Raw genomic sequence first — 21,640 nt, forward strand, 5'->3', positions numbered from 1 at the left:
TCAGAGTTTCCCACCCGGGTCGGCCGGGGCGCGCTGGAGCAGGCCCACGAGGGCGGCGACGCCGAGGACCCCGGCCGAGACCGAGAGCCCGGCGGTCAGGCCGCCCCCGGCGTCGGAGACCAACCCCGAGAGCACCGGTCCCAGGCACTGCCCGAGCGCGAACCCCACGGTCAGGACCGCCAGCGCCGCGGTCCAGTGCACCGGGTCGAGGACCCGGCGGGAGGCGTCGGTCAGCGCGCCGATGGCGGTGAGGAACGAGGCCCCGAAGACGATCCCGGAGACCCAGGCCGCAGCGGCACCGCTCGTCAGGACCGGGACCACCGCGGCCAGCGCGGTCGCCGCGACGAGACCGAAGACCCCGACGCCGGGCGCCAGTCGGCGCAGCAGCGGCGCCCACAGCGGGGGCACCACGAAACCCGCCAGCCCGAGCCCGATCCAGAACACCGCGACGCCGGCGTCGCCCACCCCCTGCCCGCGCAGGTGGTCGGGCACGAACGTCATGTAGCCGATGTAACCGACCCCGAAGAGCGTGTACGACGCGACGATCGGGGCGATGCTCCGCAGCGGGGACCGCCCGCGGTGCGGGGCCGCGGCCGGCACGTCGGCACCCCGGAACGCCCACCAGACGACGGGGATCAGGAGGAGCGCCGGCACCGTGAGCGCCAGCCAGGCGGACCGCCACGCCGCCGCCGGCGACCCCGCCGCGGCGGTGGCGAGCGGGACCACCACCCCGCTGAGGGCGACGCCGGCCCCGGCGCCGGCGAAGTACAGGCCGTAGAACGGGCCCGGGCGACCGTCGGCGGTCCGTAACCGGCTCGCCGCCGATCCTCCCAGGACGAACGCCACCGCCGCGGTCACGCCGGCCAGGAACCGCAGGGCGAGCTGGACGGCGAGCTCCCCGGTGATTGCGCCCGCCGCGATCGTGAGCACGACCGCGACGATCATGGCCCGGAACGTCGTCACCGTCCCGAGGCGCCGCGCCACCGCCAGGGCGCCGACCGAGCCGACCAGGTAGCCGATCGCGTTCGCCGTGCTCAGTGACCCCGCCGTGGCGTAGGACCACCCCAGGTCCTCGCGCATGACGGGCAGCACCAGCCCGTAGCCGAAGCGGGAGAGCCCCTGCGCCGTCGCCGGCACCATCGCGAGCGCCACCGCCAGGACGAACGGTCGCGCGCGCACCTCCCGCTACAGCGTCGGCAGGTACGTCGCGAGCTCGTACGGGGTGACGTTGCGGCGGTAGGCGTCCCACTCCGCGCGCTTGTTGCGCAGGAAGAAGTCGAAGACGTGCTCGCCGAGGATCTCGGCCATCAGCTCCGAGCGCTCCATCGCCGCGAGCGCCCCGTCGAGGTTCTGGGGCAGGGTCTCGTAACCCATCGCCCGGCGCTCGCCCTCCGACAGCATCCAGACGTTGTCCTCGGCGGCCGGCGGCAGCTCGTAGCCCTCGGCGATGCCCTGCAGCCCGGCGCCGAGGATCACCGCGTAGGCGAGGTAGGGGTTGGCCGCGGTGTCGATCGTGCGCACCTCGACGCGACGCGAGGACGCCTTGCCCGGCGAGTACATCGGCACCCGGACCAGCGCCGAGCGGTTGGCGTGCCCCCAGCACACGGTGGTCGGGGCCTCGCCGCCGACGATGAGGCGCTTGTAGGAGTTGACGAACTGGTTCGTCACCGCGGAGAGCTCGCGGGCGTGGCGCAGAACCCCGGCCACGAAGGCCTTGCCCGTCTTCGACAGCTCGTAGGGTTCCGAGGAGTCGTGGAACGCGTTGTGGTCGCCCTCGAACAGGCTGATGTGGGTGTGCATCGCCGACCCGGCGTGCTCGGTGAACGGCTTGGGCATGAAGGACGCGTGCACGCCCTGCGTGATCGCGACCTCCTTGACGATGTAGCGGAAGGTCATGATGTTGTCCGCCATCGTCAGGGCGTCGGCGTAGCGCAGGTCGATCTCCTGCTGGCCGGGCCCGCCCTCGTGGTGGCTGAACTCCACGGAGATGCCCATCGCCTCCAGCGACTCGATCGCGCGGCGCCGGAAGTGCGGCGCCGTGTTGTGGCTCGCCTGGTCGAAGTAGCCGCCGGTGTCGGCCGGTACCGGGGGCGTGCCGTCGCCGGGCAGGTCGCGCAGCAGGTAGAACTCGATCTCCGGGTGCACGTAGCACGTGAACCCGGCCTCGGCGGCCCGCGAGAGCCCGCGGCGCAGGACGTGACGCGGGTCGGCCCAGGACGGCGAGCCGTCGGGCATGGTGATGTCGCAGAACATGCGCGCCGAGTAGTGCCCGCCGCCGGCGGTCTCCCACGGCAGCACCTGGAACGTCGACGGGTCGGGTTTCGCGACCATGTCGGACTCGTAGACCCGCGCGAAGCCCTCGATCGCCGAGCCGTCGAACCCGATGCCCTCGGCGAACGCGCCCTCCAGCTCGGCGGGCGCGACGGCGACCGACTTGAGGTAACCGAGCACGTCGGTGAACCACAGCCGCACGAAGCGGATGTCGCGCTCCTCGAGCGTGCGCAGGACGAACTCCTGCTGGCGATCCATGGGCCCGACCCTAGGTGGGTGTCGAGGCCCCCGGTAGGCGGGGCCGGGTCACGTCCGTGATCACGTCGCGGGGCACGTCGCGTTCGGCGGCGGCAGGACGCCGTCGACGAGGTAGCGGGTGGCGATGTCGTCGACGCACTGCGAGTTCTGGAACACCGCCGTGTGGTCGTCGCCCACCTTCGTCAGCAGCGCCCCGTCCAGCGCCCGGGCCAGCTCGACCCCGGCCTGGTACGGCGTCGCCGGGTCGCCGGTGGTGGAGACGACCAGCGGGGGGGCGAGGCCCTCCACCTGCGGGAGGTGCGGCTGGCTGGTGGGCGGCACCGGCCAGAACGCGCAGCTGTCGCGCGCCCCGGACGCCCCGCGCCCGCTGTCGAGGAACGGCGCGGCCTCGTTGTAGGCCTGCGCGCGGGCCAGCGCCCGGGCGGGGTCGGTGACGCGCGGGTCGTCGACGCACCGGATCGCCTCGAACGCGTCCTGCGAGGAGTCGTACGTGCCGTCCGGGTTCCGCTCGTAGTACTCGTCGGAGAGGGTCATCAGCGCGCTGCCCTGGCCCGCGCGCAGGTCGTTCAGCGCCCGCACGAGCCGGGGCCAGTACGCCTCGACGTACAGGGCGTTGATCGTGCCCTGCTGGGCGTCGGCGTAGGACAGCACTCGCCCGTCGGGCAGCGGGAGCGGCGCGTCGATCAGGGGCCGGGTCAGCTCCTGATAGGCCCGCGTGGTCTGCGCCGGGTCCTGACCCAACGGACAGTTCGGGCGGGACGCGCAGTCGCGGGCGAAGGCGTCGAACGCGCCCTGGAACCCGCGGCCCTGCTCGATCAGCTCCGTCGTGGGGTCCTGGTCGGGGTCGAGGGCGCCGTCGAGCACCATCGCCCGCACGTTGCGCGGGAACTGCTCGGCGTAGGTGGAGCCGATGCGCGTGCCGTAGGAGTAGCCCAGGTAGGTCAGCCGGGCATCGCCGAGCGCCGCGCGCAGCACGTCCATGTCGCGGGCGACGTCGCGGGTGCCGACGTTGGCGAGCACGTCGGTGCCGGTGCGCTGGGCGCACAGGCCGACCATCTGCTGCTCCTCGGCCTCGGTCTGCGCCACCCCCGCCGGCGAGGAGTCGGTGTCGTCGTCGCGGCGGTCGGCGTCGCGCTCGGGGCCGGTGAGGCAGCGGATGCTCGGCTCGCTCGCGCCCACGCCGCGCGGGTCGAAGCCGACGACGTCGAAGCGGCGGCCGACCTCGGTGCCGACGAGCGAGGTCGACAGGTACGCCGCGGTCTGGATGCCCGACGCGCCGGGCCCGCCGGGATTGAGCACCAGCGACCCGATGCGTTCCGGCGAGGTCGGGGCCACGTGACGCAGGACGGCGATCGTGGCCGTGCGGCCCTCCGGCTCGGCGTAGTCGAGCGGAACCTCCAGCCGGGCGCACTGCAGCGCGGGGTCGGCGTAGATCTGCCGGTCCTGCTCGGTGGTGGCGAACGGCGCGCACGGTCCCCAGGCGAGCTCCTGGCCGTAGAAGCGCTCGAGCCCGGGCGGGGCGCTCGCCGCCGGGTCGGGCACCGCCACGCCGGGCACGACCTGGGCGCACGCCCCGAGCGCGAGTGCCGCCCCGAGGAGGGCGAGGAGGACGCGGACGACACGGGTCCCGGGACGTCGACCGGCGATGGCGCGCACGGCGGCCACCCTGCCATCTCCCCGGTGATCGCCCGGTGACGGGCCGGTGCTGTGAAACTGGTCCCAGCGAGCGGCCGTCCGTGCCTCCGCGGTGACACCGTGTGCTCAGCGCCAACCCCGACGACCCGGGGACCTACCGCGACCGGTGGGCCTCGAGGCAAGGACGGACGACGATGACGTCACCCCAGGCACCCGCGACGACTCCTCCGGGGCGCCCCCGCCGCACCCGCGTGCACCACCTGCAGGAGATGAAGGCGCGCGGCGAGCGCTGGCCGATGCTCACGGCCTACGACGTGAACACCGCGCGGATCTTCGACGAGGCGGGCGTGCCCGTCCTGCTCGTCGGCGACTCCGCGGGCAACACCGTGCTCGGCTACGACACGACGGTGCCGGTGACCACCGAGGAGCTGCTGGTCCTCACCCGCGCCGTGGTGCGGGGCGCCCCGCGCGCGCTCGTGGTCGCCGACCTCCCGTTCGGCAGCTACCAGGTCTCCGTCGAGCAGGCCGTGACCACGGCGGTCGAGTTCATGAAGAGCGCCGGCGCCCATGCGGTCAAGCTCGAGGGCGGCGCGCACTACGCCGACCGCATCCGCGCCGTCGTCGACGCCGGCATCCCCGTCATGGCCCACCTCGGCTTCACCCCGCAGAGCGAGCACGCCCTCGGCGGCTACCGCGTGCAGGGACGCGGCGACGACGGCGCGGAGAAGCTGCTCGCCGACGCCCGCGCGGTCACCGAGGCCGGCGCGTTCGCCGTGGTGCTCGAGATGGTCCCGGCGCACGTCGCCAAGCGCGTCACCGCCGAGGTGCCGATCCCCACCGTCGGCATCGGCGCCGGCCCGGAGTGCGACGCCCAGGTCCTCGTGTGGACCGACATGGCGGGGCTGTCCGACCCGGCGCGGCGCACCCCGCGCTTCGTCAAGCGCTACGCCGAGATGGGCTCCGTGCTCGCCGACGCCGCGAGCACCTACGCCCAGGAGGTCCGCGAGGGCACCTTCCCGGGGCCCGAGCACAGCTTTGACTGACGTCTGGTGAGTGCTTGCCCGTGCCGGGGCACGGGCAAGCACTCACACCTGCCGATCGCCGTACCCGCCGATGTCGGAGGCCGGCGCGGGGGTACACGCGGCCCATGGCGGACAAGGACACGAAGCAGATCCGTGACGAGTTCGACGACGTCGTCAACATGAGTCCGAAGGAGCTCGAGAACTGGCTGGCTACGGACGAGTCCCAGTCGGTCGGGCAGTCGTCGGGCGACGGCGAGGAGTCGACGGGTCACTCCATGGGCCGGCGCATCGTCGAGATCCAGAAGAAGAAGGCCGACGACCTCGACGACGACGACCTCGCGGCCATGAAGAAGGTCCACGGCTACGTGGCGCGCCACCTCGAGCAGAAGCCGAAGAAGGAGGACATCGAGACCTCGAAGTGGCGTTACTCCCTCATGAACTGGGGCCACGACCCCCTGAAGTAGGTGCGCTCCGCACTAGTCGAGGTCGGTGATCTTGATGCTGGCGTGGACCTTGTACCGCCGGTTGATCGCGATCAGGTTCGCCGTCAGGCACTCCACCTGGTAGGCGTTGCGGAGCCGTCCGCCGTAGATCCCGCGCACGCCCGGGATGGCGTCGGCGAGCGCGCGGACGACGTCGGTGGCCTCGCGGTCGTCGCCGAGCACGAGGACGTCGCAGTCGACGCTCGGCTGCTCCAGGTCGGCCAGCAGCACCGCGGAGACGTTGTGGAACGCCGCGGTCACCCGCGACTCGGGGAGGATCTGCTCGGCCTGCTGGGCGGCGCTGCCCTCCGCGACCGGCAGGGGGTACGGGCCCTTCTTGTCGAACCCGATCGGCACGACGCAGTCGACGAGAATCTTGCCCTTCAGCGGCTCGACCAGCCCGCGCAGGGTCTCGGCGTGCGACTCCCACGGCACCGCGGCGATCACCACGTCGGCCTCGGCCGCGCAGGTCGCGTTGTCCGCGCCGCGGACGTGGTCGACCCCGGCGGCCTCGCGGTACTCCTTGGCCGAGTTCTCCGCGCGCTCGGCGGCGCGCGACCCGACGATGACGCCGATCCCCGCCTGCGCCCACCGCAGCGCGAGGCCCTGGCCCTGGTTGCCGGTGCCGCCGAGCACACCGACGGTGAGCGTGGTCGGGTCGATCGCCTCGGACGGTGCGGTCACGCGGTCACTCCCTGGCGCGAACGGTCAGATCGGACTGTTCCTACCACGATCACGGCGCGAGCAGCCCGGCGAGTTCGGCGTGCAGCGCGGTCACCGCGGCGTCGGCGACGGGCACCGCAGCGGTGAACCCGTAGAAGCCGTGGACGAGCGTGGGGTGCTCGCGACGGCGGACGTCCACACCCGCCGCGGCGAGCGCGTCGGCGTACGCGTGCCCGGCGTCGCGCAGTGGGTCGTAGCCCGCCGTCGCGACGATCGTCGGCCCGAGCCCCGCCAGGGTCGGCGCACGCAACGGCGACAGGCGGGCGTCGCCACGTGGGTCGTGGCCGGCGAGGTAGAGCATCGAGCAGGCGCGCACGTCACCCGCCGTGAGCCAGTAGCCCTCGGAGTTCTCCCGCAGGGACGGGTAGCGCGCCTCGAAATCCGGCGGCGGGTACACGAGCAGGCTCGCCGTCGGCCCGCGCCCCTCGTCGCGCAGGGTCAGCGCCGTGACCGCGGCGAGGTTGGCGCCGGCGCTGTCGCCGACCACGGCCCAGCGCGACGGGCCCTCGTCGTCGAGCAGGGCCCGGACCGCGGCGAGGGTGTCCTCCAGCGGCGCCGGGAACGGGTGCTCGGGGGCCGTCCGGTAGTCGACGGCGACGACCACCGCGCCCACGTCGTCCGCCAGCCGCGCGGCGACCGCGTCGTACGCGGCGCCCCCGCCGAGCACCCAGCCGCCGCCGTGCACGAACACCACCAGCGCGTCCGAGGTCGGCGCCGCCGGCCGGTGCCGGCGGACGGCCACCCTGCCGACCCGCGTCTCCTCGGGCGGCCGGGCGGGTCCGGACACCTCGCCGAGCTGCGTGGCGAAACGTTCGCGCGCCTCGGCGACCGGGCCCTCGAACATCCCCGGCTGATCGGCCCAGCGGTCGAGCAGGGCGCGCACGTCGGGGTCGAGCGGCGCGCGGCCGGAGGTCTCGTGGTCGGGTTCCGCACTCACCCGGGGGAGCCTAGGCATCCCGGCCGGGGGAACCACCCGCTCGGGCCATGCCGGCCGCACAGGTGACGGAGAACAATGCCTCCACGTCGCCATCCCACCGTTGCCGAATCGATACCGAAGCCACGGAACCTCGCGGGCGCCGTGGACGTCATTCCGGTGTCGATCCCCGCGACGCCCCGGCGCTCCCCGGCCCTGCCCGGCCGCCCGGACGCCGGCGCGGCCCCCGACGCGCCCCGCTGGACATCACGACCCGAAGGACCGACACACCCCGATGGCTCTGCCCTGGCCGCACAGCACGCCCACCCTGCCCCGCCCCGTCCCCGCCGTCTCGCAGGCGGCCCCGGCCCGACCCTCCGGGGCCGAAGCCTCGCTCACGACGCGCGTGATCACCGCCGCGCGCAGCAACCCCACGCTCGTGCGCCTCGGCGCGGGCGCGACCAGCCCGGTGACCGCGCTCGTCGTCATGCTCCTCGGCCTGGCGCTGCTGTTCGTGCTCCCGATGGTCGGCCTGCCGTTCGTGGCCCTCGTCGTGCTGCCCGCGGTCGTGCACCAGCTGCGCCCCGAGAACCGCGCCCTGCTGCGGCGCCGGCGCGTCTGACCGCCCGCGAAGGCGCCGCGAACGCACCGACGGCCCCGCTCCCCCTCGGGAGCGGGGCCGTCGGCATTGCGGGCCCGGCGTCGCGCGTGGTCTCCGGGGAGCGCCAAGTCCCGCGTCAGCCCGCCGAGGGCGTCGAGGTCGGGGGCTCCGTTGCCGGGGGCTCCGTGGTCGGGGGCTCGGGCGCCTCCCGGGGGGACGGGCTGGTCGACGGGGACTCCGACGGGGACTCCGACGGGGGCTGCTCGGACGAGGGCGGGGTCGAGCTCGGCGGGGTCGTGGGCCGGGTCGTGGGCCGGGTCGTGGGCCGGGTCGTGCCCGTCGAGGTCCCCGGCGATGTCCCCGGCGAGGTCACGGGACGCCGGTCCCCGTTCGAGGTGGGGCGCTCGGGTCGCGGGTCGGGGGCGGCGCCGACGGGAGCCGGGGCGCCGGCGGCCGGCGGGACCGCGGACTCGACGGGCTCGGGCAGCGGCCGGCGGTCGGCACGCAGGTCGAGGTCGGCCACGGTCGGGGTGATCGTCGTCGGTCCCGTCGACGCCGGGAGCGCCGGCGCGGCCACGGGCGTGCCCCACGGCAGCGGCGTGTCGACCTCGGCGACGGTGTCGGGCACGCCGACGGTGGTCGAGGCCTGGGTGATCGTCTGGTACACCGCCGTGCTCAGCGACGCGACCCCGACGAGCCCGACACCGAGACCCGCCGCGATCCGCGAGCGCACGCCGCGGGGCTCGGGCGGCGCCGCGTCGCACGGCGTCTCGGAGGCGAGCCCCGGCGGGGGTCCGAACACGGGCTCGGTCAACGGGCCTCCCTCTCCTCGTGGTGCGCCACGCCGCCCCGGGGGGCGGTCCCGGGGCGGCGCCACCTGATCCAACGCGACGAAGGTGTGACCGTGGCTCGGACGATCGGGCGGAGCCTCGTGAGCCCGGACGGCCCAGCACCGTGGCGCGCAAACGCCATGCTGACCAGCGCGGACGCCGCCGACGACCACCACACGCGATGACCGTGGGTGAGGACCGATCACGACGCGTGAGTGACACGGCGGGGTCCGCGGCCCCGGACGGCCCTACCATCTCGCCGTGTGACCGCTGAGCAGCTGCCCGAGGAGCACCGCGACGACGCGGCGCCCGCCCCGACCGGCGGACGCCCGCCCGGGGCGACGGCCCCCGGGCTCGCGCTGAGCGCGACGCAGGCCTGGGAGAACGTGCGGGACTACGTCGTCCACGGCGGCCATCTCGCCGACACCCGGCGCATGCCCCGCCTGCCGATCCTGCACGGCGACGGCTACACGGTGCACCGTTACGAGCCGACCGTCGCCCCGGACCCGGCCCTCGCCCGGCTGCTGCTCGTCCCGCCGCTCGGAGCGCCCGACTTCGCGTTCGACCTGCGCCGCGGCGCGAGCCTGGTCGAGGATCTGCTGGCCACCGGGCGCGAGGTCTGCATCGTCACCTACGAGTCCACCGGGCGGGCCGCCGGCCGTCGCGGGCTGGAGCTGTGGGTCGACGAGATCGTCCCGGCGGCCCTGTACGCGGTGTCCCGCCGCCACGACGACACCCCTGTGCACCTCGTGGGCTGGAGCCTCGGCGGCCTGTTCACCCTGCTCGCCGCGGCGAGCGGGGTCTCCGGCGCCCCGATCCGCTCGGTGACGGCCTTCGCCTCGCCGGTCGACGTGTCGGCGGTGCCCCTGGTGGCACCGTTCCGCTCGGTGGCCGAGTACACGGGTGGTCGCATCTTCTCGGCGGCCTACCGCACGCTCGGCTCGTTCCCCGCCACGGCGGTGAAGTGGGCGTTCCAGCTGACCAGCGTCGAGCGCTACCTCACGAAACCGGTGACCCTGCTGACCCACCTCGACGACCGGCAGCTGCTCGAGCAGATCGAGGCCGTCGACGTCCTCATGGACAACATGACCGCCTACCCGGGGCGGGCGTTCGGGCAGATCTACCACCACGTCATCCGGTCGAACGACCTCGCGCAGGACGAGCTGCGCCTGGCCGGGCGCCCGGTGCGGCTCGCCGACGTGCGGGTCCCGGTGCTGCTCGTGGCGGGCGCCGACGACGTCATCGCGCCCGTCGCCGCCGTCGAACGCGCCACCGAGCTGCTGACCGGGAGCCCCGACCTGCGCTTCGTCGTCCGTCCAGGAGGCCACCTGGGCGTGCTGGCCGGCCGCCGGGCCCGGGAGAGCTCGTGGCGCGATCTCGAGGACTTCCTCACCGCGCACGAGCGCGACTGACGCGGGTTAGGGGCTCGCGCGCGGTCGGGTACGCCCCGCCGGTTCGCGCCATCCCCACCACGAGGACTTCCTCCATGACCGACGTGTCCAGCAAGGGTCCGGCGCCGGGCGACAGCCAGAACGACCCTGGCGCCGCGGTGCTGACCAACCGGCAGGGCCACCCGGTCTACGACAACCAGAACCAGCGCACGGTCGGCGCCCGCGGGCCGGCGACGCTGGAGAACTACCAGTTCCTCGAGAAGATCAGCCACTTCGACCGGGAGCGCATCCCCGAGCGCGTCGTGCACGCCCGCGGCGCCCTGTCCTACGGCTACTTCGAGTCCTACGGCACCTGGGGCACCGGTGACGACGCGGAGCCCATCAGCCGCTACACCCGCGCCAAGCTGTTCGCCGAGCAGGGCAAGCGCACCGACGTCGCCGTCCGCTTCTCCAGCGTCATCGGCGGGCGCGACTCCACCGAGTGCGCGCGCGACCCGCGCGGTTTCGCGGTGAAGTTCTACACCGAGGACGGCAACTGGGACCTCGTCGGGAACAACCTCGCGGTCTTCTTCATCCGTGACGCCATCAAGTTCCCGGACGTCATCCACGCGCTCAAGCCGGACCCCGTGACGTTCCGGCAGGAGCCGAACCGGATCTTCGACTTCATGTCGCAGACGCCGGAGAGCATGCACATGCTCATGAACCTGTTCAGCCCGCGCGGGATCCCGTCGGACTACCGCCACATGCAGGGCTTCGGCGTCAACACCTACAAGTGGCTCGACGAGAACGGCGAGTCGGTGCTGGTCAAGTACCACTGGATCCCGACCCCGGGCGTTCGCTCGATGACCGAGGAGGACGCCGCCAACATCCAGGCGTACGAGCTCGGGCACGCCACCAAGGACCTGTACGAGGCCATCGAGAACGGCGACTACCCCGAGTGGGAGCTGCGCGTCCAGATGATGGCCGACGGCGAGCACCCGGAGCTCGACTTCGACCCACTCGACGACACCAAGACCTGGCCCGAGAACGACTTCCCGGCGAAGCCCGTCGGCAAGATGGTGCTGAACCGGAACGTCGTCAACCAGTTCGCGGAGAACGAGCAGATCGCGTTCGGCACCGGCGTGCTCGTCGACGGTCTCGACTTCTCCGACGACAAGATGCTGGTCGGTCGGACGTTCTCGTACTCCGACACCCAGCGGTACCGCGGCGGGCCCAACTACCTGCAGCTGCCGGTCAACCAGGCGAAGAACGCCCGGGTGGCCACCAACCAGCGCGACGGGCAGATGGAGTACCACGTCGACCACGCTCCGGGCACGAACCCGCACGTCAACTACGAGCCGTCGATCCACGGCGGCTTGCGGGAGGCGCAGTACCCGCAGCACGACGAGCAGGGCCCGGTGATCGAGGGCCGGCTGACGCGCAAGCGCATCCCGCTCACCCAGGACTACCTGCAGGCCGGCCAGCGCTACCTGCTCATGGAGGACTGGGAGCGCGACGATCTCGTGAACAACTTCGTCACCCTCCTCGGCCAGTGCGAGCGCGACGTGCAGGAGCGCATGGTCTGGCACTTCTTCATGGTGGAGGACGAGCTGGGCGAGCGGGTCGGAGAGGGCCTGGGCATCAAGGCCTCCGACGTGTCGCACCTCGAGCCGCTGGAGAGCCAGACGCTCTCCGAGTCCGACCAGCAGCGCCTGGCCGACCTCGGCAACAACGGGCGTCGGGACGTCGAGGGTCTGGTCATGACCCACTGCGTCCCCGACGAGCGGCACGTGGTCAGCCGGTACGCCGGACCGGAGTCCCACGCGAAGGGCCCCTCGCCCGGCTCCGGGCGAGGGGCCCTTCGTGCGACCTGCGGGGGTGTGCCGGTCAGCGCGCCTCGGGCGGGATCTCGTCGGGGTGGTCGTCCTCGGCGAGCGACACCGAGGCGACGACGTCGGCCGGGCTCCCGTACTCGACCGGCGGGATCGCGCGCAGCGCGCGCACGGTCTGCTCGTCGCCGGTCCGCTCGGCGGCCGCGACGATCCGGTCGCGGTCGGCGGGGAACGACAGGCCGTCGAGGGCGGCGTCGAGGCGGTCTCGGGTGGTGGACGCGGACACGGGCGGCTCCTCCGGGTCGGGACAGCGGTCGGGACAGCGGTCGGGACAGCAGTCGGGCGGTGGTGCCCGCGCGGGTGCCGCGCGCACACCTCGAGGGCGAACGACATCGATGTTGTTCAACGGGCCCCCTCCCGCTCACCCCGCCGCGGGGCTGCCGTACGGTCGGCGCCGCTCCCTGCTCCCCGAGGAAGGACACGGATGGCCGAGACGCTCAAGGCACGCCTTCTCGACTCCGACCGCCGCCCCGCCGTCGTCACCGACCTGCAGGGTCTGGTCGACAGCGAGGTCGCGAACAAGAGCGGACTGTCGGGTGGCGTCGTGAAGACGGGCTACGCCGCCGTCAAGAAGGTCAAGCCGGGCATCATCCCCGAGGCGATCGACAAGATGCTCGACGAGTTCGTCGACCAGCTCGAGCCGTTCTGGGCCGCGTACTCCACCGAGACCGGCGGCGACTTCGGCGCTTTCCTGGCCGCGCGCCCGCACGAGGCCTCCGAGGCCCTGCTGTCGGTGACCGACCGACGCGCCGAGCGCAGCAGCCGCGCGGCGATCACCTCGGTCTACGGCAAGCTGCGCCCGAAGGCCCAGGAGAACGTCGTCGAGGCCCTCCCCGGCCTCGGCACCGTGGTGGAGAAGCACGCGCGCGTCTGACCTCCCCGCTCCCCCGGCGACGGCCCCGGGTCACGGACCACCCCGAACGGTCCGAGATCCGGGGCCGTCGCGCGTGGTGGCTCCTTGACCTCGAGGACGGTCGAGGTCGCAGGCTCGGTGGATCACAGCACGCACCGAGCCCCGGAGGCCCCGATGTCCACGCCCGCTCCCTCGCGCTTCCAGGACGCCTACCTCGCCGGCGAGCCGCCGTGGGTGATCGGCGAGCCGCAGCCCGCGGTCGTGGCCGCCGAGTCCGGCGGCCTGCTGCGCGGGCGGGTGCTCGACCTGGGCTGCGGCACGGGCGAGCACACCGTCCTTCTCGCCGCCCGCGGCTACGACGTCGTCGGCGTGGACTCCGCGCCGGCGGCGCTCGAACGCGCACGGGCGGTCGCCGCCGCCCGCGGCGTCGCGGCGCGCTTCGTCGAGGCCGACGCGCTGGACCCGGCGGGCCTGCGCGGGTTCGACACCGTGCTGGACAGCGCCCTGTTCCACATCTTCGACGCCGCCGATCGGGCACGGTACGCCGACGCACTGCGCGACGTCGTGGTCCCCGGCGGCCGGGTCGTGCTGCTCGGCCTCGCGCCCGGGCCGGCGTTCGGACCCGAGGTGTCCGACGACGACATCCGCACCGCCTTCTCCCGCCCCGGCTGGACCGTCGAGGAGGTGCGCGAGAGCACCTACCGCGGCCGGGTGCCCGACGAGGAGCAGGCCGACCTGCTGGACGTGCCGGTCGGCGGGCACGTCGACCTGCCCGCGTGGCTCGCGGTCGCGCGGCGGTTCTGACAGTGCGTCGGGCGGTGGGGGCTCGGGCGGCGGGGGCTCGGGCGGCAGGGGCTCAGGCCGCGAGGTGCTCCGGCGGCACGGTGCCGGCGAGCTCGGCGAGCATCGCGATGTTGAGCTCGAAGGCGTGGCACGCCTCGTCGGCGATGCGGGCGCGCTCGACGTCGTCCCAGGCGGCGGCGTCGAGCAGTGAGCGGTAGTGCGTGCGGAACAGGGGGACCGGGCCGAGCGCGCTGAAGTCGTAGAACCGTGAGCCGTCGCCGGTCACCCCGTAGGTGCGCCGCAGCAGCCCGCGTACGGCCTGCCCGCCGGCGAGGTCGCCGAGGTAGCGCGTGTAGTGGTGGGCGACCCAGCCGCCGGGCCACCGGTCGACCGTGTCCCGGATGCGGTCGACGTAGGTCGCGGTGGCGGGCAGCGGGGTGAGGTCGTCGGCCCAGGCGGGCCCGCGGAGGAACGCGAGGTCGGCGGCGAGGGCGTCGCGCCGGCGCAGCGCGTCGACGGCGAACCCGCCGACCACCGGGTCGTCGCCGAAGCGGTCGGCCCCGTCCTCGAGCGCGCCGTAGACGTGCCAGTACTGGGTCACCAGCGTCGCGTAGTCGTCCAGCGCGAGCCGCCCGCCGAGCAGGGCCTCCATGTAGGTCGAGTGGTGCGCACGCTCGTGGGCCGCGGCGGTCGCGCGACGCAGGACCTGGGAGAAGGGCTGGTGCTCGCTCACGGTCCGCCTCCGGTGTCGCTGGGCCCACCGGGGACGACACTAGGGTCCGGCGGCGAGTAAGGCTACCCTCACCTCGTCGGCGCTTCCCGGGACTCGCCAGGCTGCCGGGCCGTGCGGGTCGCGGTGACGGGAGCGGGCGGGTTCGTCGGCCGCGCGGTGGTGTCGGCGCTCGTGGCCGCCGGGCACGAGGTCGTGGGCTTGGTGCGGTCGCATCCTGCGGCCGGGATGCGGATCGCCGACCTCGACCGGCCCGCCTCGCTCGCCGACGCGCTGGCCGGCGTGGACGGGGTGTGCCACCTGGGCGCCGTGGTTCGGGTGCGCGCGTCACTCACCGACCCGCTCGGCACCTGGCGCACCAACCTCGGCGGCACCCTCGCCGTGCTCGAGGCCCTCCCCCGCGGCACGCGCCTGGTGCTCGCCTCCACCGCGGCGGTCGGCGACGGTCTCCCCGACCATCCCTACGGGTCGTCGAAGCTCGCGGCGGAGTGGGCGGTCCGGGACGCGGCTCCCGCCCGCGGGCTGGGCGCGGTGGTCCTGCGCCTGGCCAACGTCGCGGGTCCGGGCGACGCCGACCCGACCCGGCTGGTCCCGGCCATCCTCGGGGCCGCTCTCGAGGGCACGGAGTTCACCGTGAACGGCGACGGCTCGGCCGTCCGGGACCTCGTGCACGTCGCGGACGTCGCCGAGGCCTTCGTCGCGGCGCTCGGGGCCGCGGAGCCGGGCCGGCACCGGACGCTCCCGATCGGTAGCGGGCGGCCGGTCGCCGTCCGCGACGTCATCGCGGCTGCGGAGCGGGCCACCGGTCGGCCGGTGGCCGTCCGTCACCGCGAGGCCGCTCCCGAGCCGCAGGCCGTCGTCGTCGACCCCGTGCCGGCGCGCGACGAGCTCGGCTGGGTGCCGCGGCGCTCGGCGATCGACCGGATCGTCGGGGACGCGTGGGCCGAGAGGGCGGCCGCACAGCAATGGTGACGTCCGGCAGGGCCTTCGCCGTGCGGATCGCCATGTGCACCCACGGGGCCGTCGTCTCAGAAGGGTGGGTCGTCGGGCAGGCCGTGGCGGTGGGGCGGTCGGGGGTGGGGGGTGGGTGGTGGCGCGGGGGGTCCTCCGGTGTCGGGGTAGGGGTCGTTGATCCAGATCGGTGCGTCGTCGGTGGCGGGCTGATCGGGGGTGGTGTTCGAGCGGCACTGGCCGGGGGCGGGGTCGGGGAGGTCGGGGCGTACCGGTTGTGGGGGTTGGCGGTAGGTGTGGCCGGTGGGGCTGGTCCAGGTGAAGTCGCCGGGGGCGGTCTGTTCGAGGTGCCAGCCGGGGGCGTGTTTGAGGTGGTGGTCGTGGGGACAGACCGGGCCGAGGTTGACCTCGAGGGTCTGGCCGCCGGCGGCCACGGCGAGGGTGTGGTCGAGGTCGGCCACGAGGGCCGAGGCCCGGCACGGGGGGAACACGCAGCTGCGGTCGCGTATCTGGATCCAGCGGGCCAGGGCCGGGGACGGGACGCGGCGCGCGGTCTGTTCGGGGGTGCGGGGGTCGGGTGGGGACCATGCGCGGAGCTGGTGGTGCAGCTCGTCGAGGACCTCGCTCCAGCCCGGGTGGTCGTCGGGGCGCAGCCGGGCCAGTGCCGCGGCGTCGATGTGCATCTCGAGGACCGGGCGGGGGGTGATCGGTGCGTCGTCGGCGGGGGTGGTGGCGTAGCCGCGGGGCCGGCGCCGCGGCAGGAGCGCGGCGATCGGCAGGCCGTGGGGGTCGGTGACCGCGACCCGCCATTGGGCGGTGCACAGCTGGCGGACGAAGTGGCGGGCCAGGGGTGCGTGCACGACGCCGTGGCCGGGCATCATCGCCGGCTTCTCGTCGAGCCCGAGCAGCGTGGCCAGCCCGACCCGCAACTCGATGCGCGAGCGCCGGGTGCCCCCACCTCGACCCCGGGAGGCAGCCGTCCCGGCGGGTTCGGCGGGCTCGGCGGGCTCGGCGGGTTCGGCGGGCTCGGCGGGCTCGGCGCGTGGGTCGCGCTCGGCCGGCTGGTCGGACTGGTCCGGTGGGCCGTCGGTGGGTGCGTCGGGGTGGGGTCGGTGGATGTGTTGGGGGGCGGGGCGGCCGCGGTGGTCGCTGGGATCGGCGGCGGCGACGACGGCGGCGACGAGGGCCTCGTCGTCGAGCCCGGCGGTGCGGGGGCGCAGCAGGGCGAGGTAGACATCGGCGCGGATGGTGTCGATCAGCCCGGGGTGGCCGGCGGCCTTGGCCCGCAGGGCGAGGGTCTCGACATGGGCGATCGAGCGGGCGGCGGCGTCGAGGGGCAGGTCGAGCCCGGAGAGGTTGACCGTGCCGGCCTCGGTGCGCCGGGACCGGACCCGGCGTTGGCGACGGGTGTTGTCGTAGAGCCGGGCCGCCCAGCCGGGGTCGATGGCGGTGGCCAGCTGCTGGAGGCGCTCGACCAGCCCCGACAGGGTCAGCCGCGGGGCATCGGGCAGTACCCGGCGCACCACCCGGGCGGCGTGCTCGGCCGACAGCGAGGAGGTCCAGGTGATGCACAACCGGACCCGGTCGGTGTCGATGCGCCCGGCGTCCCAGGCCGCCCACAGCGGCGGGATGGCCGCGATCGCGGTGTCGGCCTGCCCGAGCAGCTTGCTCACCCGGGTGCGGGACTCGACCAGCGCGGCGCGTAGCTCGTCGGCGCTGAACTCGCCGTAGCCCTCCCGGCGCCCGCCGGGGCGGTCGGGGTCGGCCAGCGCGGCCTCGCGGGCGGCCAGGGCGAACCGGGCCTCGTGGTGGGAGAGCTGGCGGCGCCAGGCCCGGGCCAGGGTCACCGCGTCGTGCGGGGACACCGCCCTCGGGTCGACCTGCTCCAACAGGGCACCCAGCGCCGCGCCGGGGGGCGTCGTGGCAATCCCCTCGGGCAACGATGCGAACACCTGTTCGATCACGACCGCAGACTATCGCCACCCCCCGACAACGACGGCCCACCGGCCGCCCTCGGCGGTCGGGTGAGGCCGGGATCGCTGCCGAGGGCGAGGACGGCGACGCCCTCCGACCGAGGCCACGACGGCACAGATCGCGGGCCGTACCTGCACGTCGACGGCCAGGACATCGTTGCGCCCGGGCCACCCGAGGGGATCTCCGACTGAGGCCGAGGTCGGACTTCCCCAGCCCGCCACGCTCGCCCCGCACAAGCCCGAGCACTGACTCGGCCACCAGTGTCGGGGGGTGGCCCTACCTTACGGTCATGGCTCTCTGGACCGACTTCGCCACCGCCGCGCCCCGCATCGCCGAGGTCTTCGCCCGTCGCCACGCCGCCGCGGGCAACCTGTGCATGCTCGGGACGCTGCGTCCCGACGGCTGGCCGCGCATCAGCCCGATGGAGCCCCGCTTCCTCGAGGGCGACCTGTGGCTGGTGGGCATGCCCGGCACGGCGAAGTTCGCCGACCTGCAGCGCGATCCCCGCTTCACGCTGCACACGGCGACGGTCGACGCCCAGGTCACCCAGGGCGACGCGAAGATCTGGGGCCGGGTCGAGGACGTGCGCGACGAGGCCCTGCACCAGCGCTTCGCCGAGGCCGTGTACTCCGAGATCGGGCTCGACCTGCGCGGCCAGCCGTTCGATCCGTTCTACCGTGCCGACGTCGTCGGGGCCGCGTCGGTGGCCGTCGGGGACGACCACATGGACGTGACCACGTGGCGCGAGGGCGGGGAGGAGACGGTGCTCCGGAAGCACTGAGCCCGAGAGTCAGTTCGGGAACGTGAACGCGTACCCCTGCTCCTGCAGCCACGGCAGCAGTTGCCGCACGGCCTCGACGGTCTGCTCGCGCGGCCCGCCGCCGTCGTGGAACAGGATGATCGCGCCGGGGTGCACCGACTGCTTGACGCTGTTGACGATCGCGTCGACGCCGGGCTGGGTCCAGTCGAGGGTGTCGACCGACCAGCCGAGGGGGCGCATGCCGGTGCGCGCCGACATCTCGTCGAGGATGGGGGTCCATGCGCCCTCGGGCGCACGGAAATAGTCGATCGGCGCGGGCGGGTCGAACACCGTGGCCAATGAGGTGCGGCTGAAGTCGAGCTGCCGGCCCATGAGGTCGGTCTCGTGGTAGCCGACCGTCGCGTCGTGGGTCATCGTGTGGTCGCAGAGCCGGTGCCCCTCGGCCGCCACCCGGTGCACCATCTCGGTGTGCGCGGCCGCCTGGTTGCCGACCATGCAGAAGGTTGCGGGCGCCCGGTACTGGGCGAGCAGGTCGAGCACCTGCGGGGTGTACACGTTGTTCGGCCCGTCGTCGAACGTCAGCGCGACCGTCGGGCGCTCTGTCGTCGTCGAGGTGACGGTCAGACGTGTGGACGTGATGGCCGGGCGCGCGACGCCCGGCATGCCGCGTGCGGGGGCGTCCTCAGCGGTGCGCGCCCGGATGCCGGACGGGGACGCGACGGCCGGTCCGGCGCTCGTGGCCAGCACGGCGGACGTCCGCGTGTCGGCGAGCACCACCACTGCGACCCCGACGATCAGGCCGACCGTCGTGAGGAGTCCGGCCCAGCGATAGATGTAGGGCGGACTCACGATCTGGCGCAGGATGATGCGCTGCCGAGGAGTGAGCATTCGTCTCTGCCGTCCCATCAGTCACAGGCATCACAGGAGTCACAGCGTCGGACACCATAGAGCGCCGGTGGAGTGAGCCGCGAGTGAACCCTGCAGGTCTGATCGAGTGAATGTCGTGTCCGGCCCGCGACCGGGCCCCGGACGATCCGCGCAGGGGCCGTTCGTATGCCGTGAGGCCGGCCTGGGAAGACCCCGCGGGTGAAGAAGCTGATCAACGACCCCGCCCGCGTCGTCGCCGAGTCCCTCACCGGCGTCGCCCGAGCCACCGAGGGCGCCGCGCTCGTCGACGGCCACCAGGTGCTCGTGCGCACCGCCCGGGACGAGGGGCGGGTGGCGGTGCTCTCCGGCGGGGGGTCCGGCCACGAGCCCGCGTTCAGCGGCTACCTCGGCCCCGGGCACCTGGACGGCGCCGTGTGCGGCGAGGTCTTCGCCTCACCGGGCGTCGACGCCGTCCTCGCCGGCATCCGCGCCGTCGACGCCCCGACGCTGCTCGTGGTCATGAACTACACCGGCGACCGGCTGAACTTCGGGCTCGCGGCCCAGCTCGCCCGCGCGGAGGGCCGCGAGTGCGCGATGGTCACGGTCGCCGACGACGTCGCCCTCGACGCCGACGACCACGTCACCGCGGGACGCCGTGGGCTCGTGGGCACGGTCCTGGTGACGAAGGTGGCGGGGGCCGCGGCGGCCGCCGGGTGGTCGTTGGACAAGGTCACCGTGGCGGCGGAGGACGCGGCGCGGGCGGTGGGCACGATGGGCCTCGCGCTGTCCCCGGCAACGGTGCCGGGCGGCGAAGCCGGCTTCTCCCTCGGCGAGCAGGAGATCGAGATCGGGCTCGGCATCCACGGGGAGCCGGGCGTGCGACGGGAGTCGCTGCGTCCCGCCGACGAGCTGGTGGACGAGCTGGTCGAGACGGTGTGCGCCGATCGCGGCATCGGCGACGGTGACCGGGTCGTCGTCCTCGTCAACGGCACGGGAGCCACGCCGCCGATGGAGCTCTCGATCGTGCTGCGCCGGGTCGTGGAGAACCTCGGCGGTCGGGGCGTGCGGGTCGAGCGCTGCTGGTCGGGCACCTTCCTCTCGTCGATCGACATGGCCGGCGTCTCGGTGGCGTTGCTGCCCGTCGACGACGAGCGCCTCGAGCTGATCGACGCGCCGGCCCGGTCGGCGGGCTGGCCGTCGGGATCGGGGCGCTTGTCGGGCCCGGCGTCGGAGCCCGTGCCGACCATCGCGGTGGCCGAGGACTCGCAGGTCCGCTCCGGGGACGGCACGGGGCGTCTGCGTGCGGCCGTCGAGGCGGTCTGCCGCGCGGTGCAGGACGCCGAGGAGCACCTCACCGAGCTCGACGCCGCGACCGGCGACGGCGACCTGGGCACCTCGTTGACCCGCGGGGCGACCGGAGTACTCGAGGACCTCGACACGACCGACCTCGACGACCCCGTCGCGACGCTGCGCGCGGTCGCCGCGTCCGTGCGGCGCGCCATCGGTGGCACCTCGGGCCCGCTGCTCGCCACGGCGCTCCTGCACGCGGCCGAGCACCTCGACGCCGCCGGCAGCTCCGACGAGACGCTGCGCGCGGCGGCCGACGGGATCGCCGACCTCGGCGGTGCGCGCCGCGGTGACCGCACCCTGCTCGACGCCCTCTACCCCGCCGCCGACGAGCTCGCGTCGTCCGGGTCGATGTCTTCCGCGGCCTCGGCCGCCGCCGACGGCGCCGAGGCGACCGCGAGCATGACCGCGCGCCGCGGCCGCTCGAGCTACCTGGGCGAGCGCGCCCACGGGCACCCGGACGCCGGCGCCGAGGCGGTCGCGGTGGTCCTGCGCGCGCTGGCCGGGGCCTGATCTCCCCCGCCGGTCACGGTCCGGCCGGGCCGCGCGGCGAGACCGAGGGGCGTCGGTCCGGCTCGACCGGCCCGACGACGGCCTCCAGGCCCGCGGACCGGTCGGCCCCGGTGTCGAGGCGGAGCTGCACGACGTCGCCTCGGTACTCGACCCTGGCCACCTCGAAGGGCCGGTCCCCGGACGCGGTGGTGCGGTACTCGGTGCACAGGACCAGGAACACCGGGGTCCGGTGGGGCACACCGAAGCGGTCCGCCTCGAACTGACCGCACTGACTCGTCTCGATCGACACGTGGGAGCGACCGAGGGCCACGCCGTGGTCGGAGAGCGACAGGTCCTCGGGCAGGTGCCGGCCGACGTGCAGGCGCTCCTCCAGCCACCGCGCGTCCACCCGGCGGAAGAAGGAGTAAGCGATCGCCAGCGCGGTCTGGTCGAGGGTGAGCAACGAGGTGACCCGCAGGACGTCCTCGCCCTCGGCGACGTCGAGACGCTCCCGGATGCTGCGCTCCACTGTCGGGGCGCCCACGTCGAGGATGAGGACCCGATCACCGGCGTCCGATGACCCGAGCTGCCGCGAGAGGCCCCCGGCGCGGAAGGCGCGCTTGGGCGGGGCGACGAAGGTTCCGCGACCCCGGACGCGGTGGATCTGGTGGTCGTCCTCGAGGATCGCGAGTGCCTGGCGGACGACGACGCGGCTGACACCGAGGTGACGGGCGAGCTGGGGCTCGGACGGCAGCATGTCGCCGGGCCGCCACGTCCCGGATTCGATCTGCTGCTTGAGCAGCTCCTGCAGCTGGTAGTACAGCGGCACGAAACTCGTCCGGTCAAGCGCGCAGGCGCCCGTGGGGAACATCCCGCTCCACCTCGC

20 protein-coding genes and 1 pseudogene are annotated in these 21,640 nt (G+C 74.2%); 10 read left to right on the forward strand and 11 right to left on the reverse strand.

Annotated elements, in window-relative coordinates; all coding sequences use genetic code 11:
- From C8D89_RS15345 to C8D89_RS15355, 3 genes are read right to left on the reverse strand one after another with little or no spacing between them, the layout of a single operon-like run.
- Complete coding sequence (locus C8D89_RS15345; RefSeq protein WP_116708980.1) at positions 1-1,179, reverse strand: YbfB/YjiJ family MFS transporter; 1,179 nt, start codon at positions 1,177-1,179, stop codon at positions 1-3.
- 6 nt (positions 1,180-1,185) lie between these two features.
- Entirely contained in the window at positions 1,186-2,529 is a 1,344-nt protein-coding gene (gene glnA / locus C8D89_RS15350; RefSeq protein WP_116708981.1) for a type I glutamate--ammonia ligase, read from the reverse strand.
- Positions 2,530-2,589: 60 nt separating this feature from the next.
- Positions 2,590-4,185, reverse strand: coding sequence for an alpha/beta hydrolase (locus tag C8D89_RS15355; RefSeq protein WP_423717067.1), 1,596 nt, complete (start codon positions 4,183-4,185; stop codon positions 2,590-2,592).
- A 173-nt stretch (positions 4,186-4,358) separates the two neighbouring features.
- On the opposite strand from C8D89_RS15355, the gene panB reads away from it, so the two are divergent.
- Entirely contained in the window at positions 4,359-5,207 is an 849-nt protein-coding gene (gene panB / locus C8D89_RS15360; protein ID WP_116708982.1) for a 3-methyl-2-oxobutanoate hydroxymethyltransferase, read from the forward strand.
- A 104-nt stretch (positions 5,208-5,311) separates the two neighbouring features.
- The gene (locus tag C8D89_RS15365) at positions 5,312-5,650 is read left to right on the forward strand and encodes a DUF3140 domain-containing protein (protein ID WP_116708983.1); all 339 of its coding nucleotides are present in this window, start codon (positions 5,312-5,314) and stop codon (positions 5,648-5,650) included.
- Positions 5,651-5,662: 12 nt separating this feature from the next.
- Here C8D89_RS15365 and npdG read toward each other — a convergent pair whose 3' ends face one another.
- Entirely contained in the window at positions 5,663-6,352 is a 690-nt protein-coding gene (gene npdG / locus C8D89_RS15370; protein WP_116708984.1) for an NADPH-dependent F420 reductase, read from the reverse strand.
- Positions 6,353-6,401: 49 nt separating this feature from the next.
- Positions 6,402-7,328, reverse strand: coding sequence for an alpha/beta hydrolase fold domain-containing protein (locus C8D89_RS15375; RefSeq protein WP_165825719.1), 927 nt, complete (start codon positions 7,326-7,328; stop codon positions 6,402-6,404).
- Between the two features lie 271 nt (positions 7,329-7,599).
- Between C8D89_RS15375 and C8D89_RS15380 the strand changes: the two genes are divergently transcribed.
- Positions 7,600-7,926 (forward strand): hypothetical protein, encoded by a 327-nt coding sequence (locus C8D89_RS15380; RefSeq protein ID WP_116708986.1) that lies wholly within the window; start codon positions 7,600-7,602, stop codon positions 7,924-7,926.
- 115 nt (positions 7,927-8,041) lie between these two features.
- Here the strand turns inward: C8D89_RS15380 and C8D89_RS15385 are convergent, their stop codons facing one another.
- Positions 8,042-8,719 carry a hypothetical protein gene (locus C8D89_RS15385; protein ID WP_116708987.1) on the reverse strand — a complete coding sequence of 226 codons (678 nt, stop codon included), beginning with the start codon at positions 8,717-8,719 and terminating at the stop codon, positions 8,042-8,044.
- Positions 8,720-8,998: 279 nt separating this feature from the next.
- On the opposite strand from C8D89_RS15385, the gene C8D89_RS15390 reads away from it, so the two are divergent.
- Positions 8,999-10,147, forward strand: coding sequence for an alpha/beta fold hydrolase (locus C8D89_RS15390; RefSeq protein ID WP_243418128.1), 1,149 nt, complete (start codon positions 8,999-9,001; stop codon positions 10,145-10,147).
- Between the two features lie 74 nt (positions 10,148-10,221).
- Positions 10,222-11,730, forward strand: a pseudogene (locus C8D89_RS31130) (catalase); the annotation flags it as partial.
- Positions 11,731-11,992: 262 nt separating this feature from the next.
- Here the strand turns inward: C8D89_RS31130 and C8D89_RS15400 are convergent.
- Positions 11,993-12,223, reverse strand: coding sequence for a DUF2795 domain-containing protein (locus C8D89_RS15400; RefSeq protein ID WP_165825720.1), 231 nt, complete (start codon positions 12,221-12,223; stop codon positions 11,993-11,995).
- A 198-nt stretch (positions 12,224-12,421) separates the two neighbouring features.
- On the opposite strand from C8D89_RS15400, the gene C8D89_RS15405 reads away from it, so the two are divergent.
- Together C8D89_RS15405 and C8D89_RS15410 are read left to right on the forward strand one after the other, a co-directional pair.
- Positions 12,422-12,871 (forward strand): DUF6918 family protein, encoded by a 450-nt coding sequence (locus tag C8D89_RS15405; RefSeq protein ID WP_116708989.1) that lies wholly within the window; start codon positions 12,422-12,424, stop codon positions 12,869-12,871.
- Positions 12,872-13,024: 153 nt separating this feature from the next.
- Entirely contained in the window at positions 13,025-13,654 is a 630-nt protein-coding gene (locus C8D89_RS15410) for a class I SAM-dependent methyltransferase (protein ID WP_116708990.1), read from the forward strand.
- 52 nt (positions 13,655-13,706) lie between these two features.
- Here C8D89_RS15410 and C8D89_RS15415 read toward each other — a convergent pair whose 3' ends face one another.
- Positions 13,707-14,366, reverse strand: coding sequence for a biliverdin-producing heme oxygenase (locus C8D89_RS15415; protein WP_116708991.1), 660 nt, complete (start codon positions 14,364-14,366; stop codon positions 13,707-13,709).
- Positions 14,367-14,477: 111 nt separating this feature from the next.
- On the opposite strand from C8D89_RS15415, the gene C8D89_RS15420 reads away from it, so the two are divergent.
- Positions 14,478-15,335: an NAD-dependent epimerase/dehydratase family protein gene (locus C8D89_RS15420; protein ID WP_116708992.1), complete on the forward strand. Its 858-nt coding sequence runs from the start codon at positions 14,478-14,480 to the stop codon at positions 15,333-15,335.
- A 56-nt stretch (positions 15,336-15,391) separates the two neighbouring features.
- On the opposite strand, the gene C8D89_RS15425 is transcribed toward C8D89_RS15420, so the two are convergent.
- On the reverse strand, positions 15,392-17,278 hold the full coding sequence (locus C8D89_RS15425; protein WP_116708993.1) for an HNH endonuclease signature motif containing protein: 1,887 nt from the start codon (positions 17,276-17,278) through the stop codon (positions 15,392-15,394).
- Between the two features lie 299 nt (positions 17,279-17,577).
- On the opposite strand from C8D89_RS15425, the gene C8D89_RS15430 reads away from it, so the two are divergent.
- Entirely contained in the window at positions 17,578-18,069 is a 492-nt protein-coding gene (locus C8D89_RS15430; RefSeq protein WP_116708994.1) for a pyridoxamine 5'-phosphate oxidase family protein, read from the forward strand.
- A gap of 9 nt (positions 18,070-18,078) precedes the next feature.
- Here C8D89_RS15430 and C8D89_RS15435 read toward each other — a convergent pair whose 3' ends face one another.
- A complete protein-coding gene (locus tag C8D89_RS15435; protein WP_207787241.1) occupies positions 18,079-18,936 on the reverse strand; it encodes a polysaccharide deacetylase family protein in 858 nt (285 codons plus the stop codon).
- Positions 18,937-19,134: 198 nt separating this feature from the next.
- Between C8D89_RS15435 and C8D89_RS15440 the strand changes: the two genes are divergently transcribed.
- Positions 19,135-20,775, forward strand: a complete 1,641-nt coding sequence (locus C8D89_RS15440) for a dihydroxyacetone kinase family protein (protein WP_116708995.1) — start codon at positions 19,135-19,137, stop codon at positions 20,773-20,775.
- A gap of 13 nt (positions 20,776-20,788) precedes the next feature.
- Here the strand turns inward: C8D89_RS15440 and C8D89_RS15445 are convergent, their stop codons facing one another.
- Positions 20,789-21,625 carry a GntR family transcriptional regulator gene (locus C8D89_RS15445; protein WP_165825721.1) on the reverse strand — a complete coding sequence of 279 codons (837 nt, stop codon included), beginning with the start codon at positions 21,623-21,625 and terminating at the stop codon, positions 20,789-20,791.
- Between the last annotated feature and the right edge of the window lie 15 nt (positions 21,626-21,640).

The sequence above is a fragment of the Actinomycetospora cinnamomea genome, assembly GCF_003096675.1.
In the GTDB taxonomy this organism is placed as follows: domain Bacteria; phylum Actinomycetota; class Actinomycetes; order Mycobacteriales; family Pseudonocardiaceae; genus Actinomycetospora; species Actinomycetospora cinnamomea.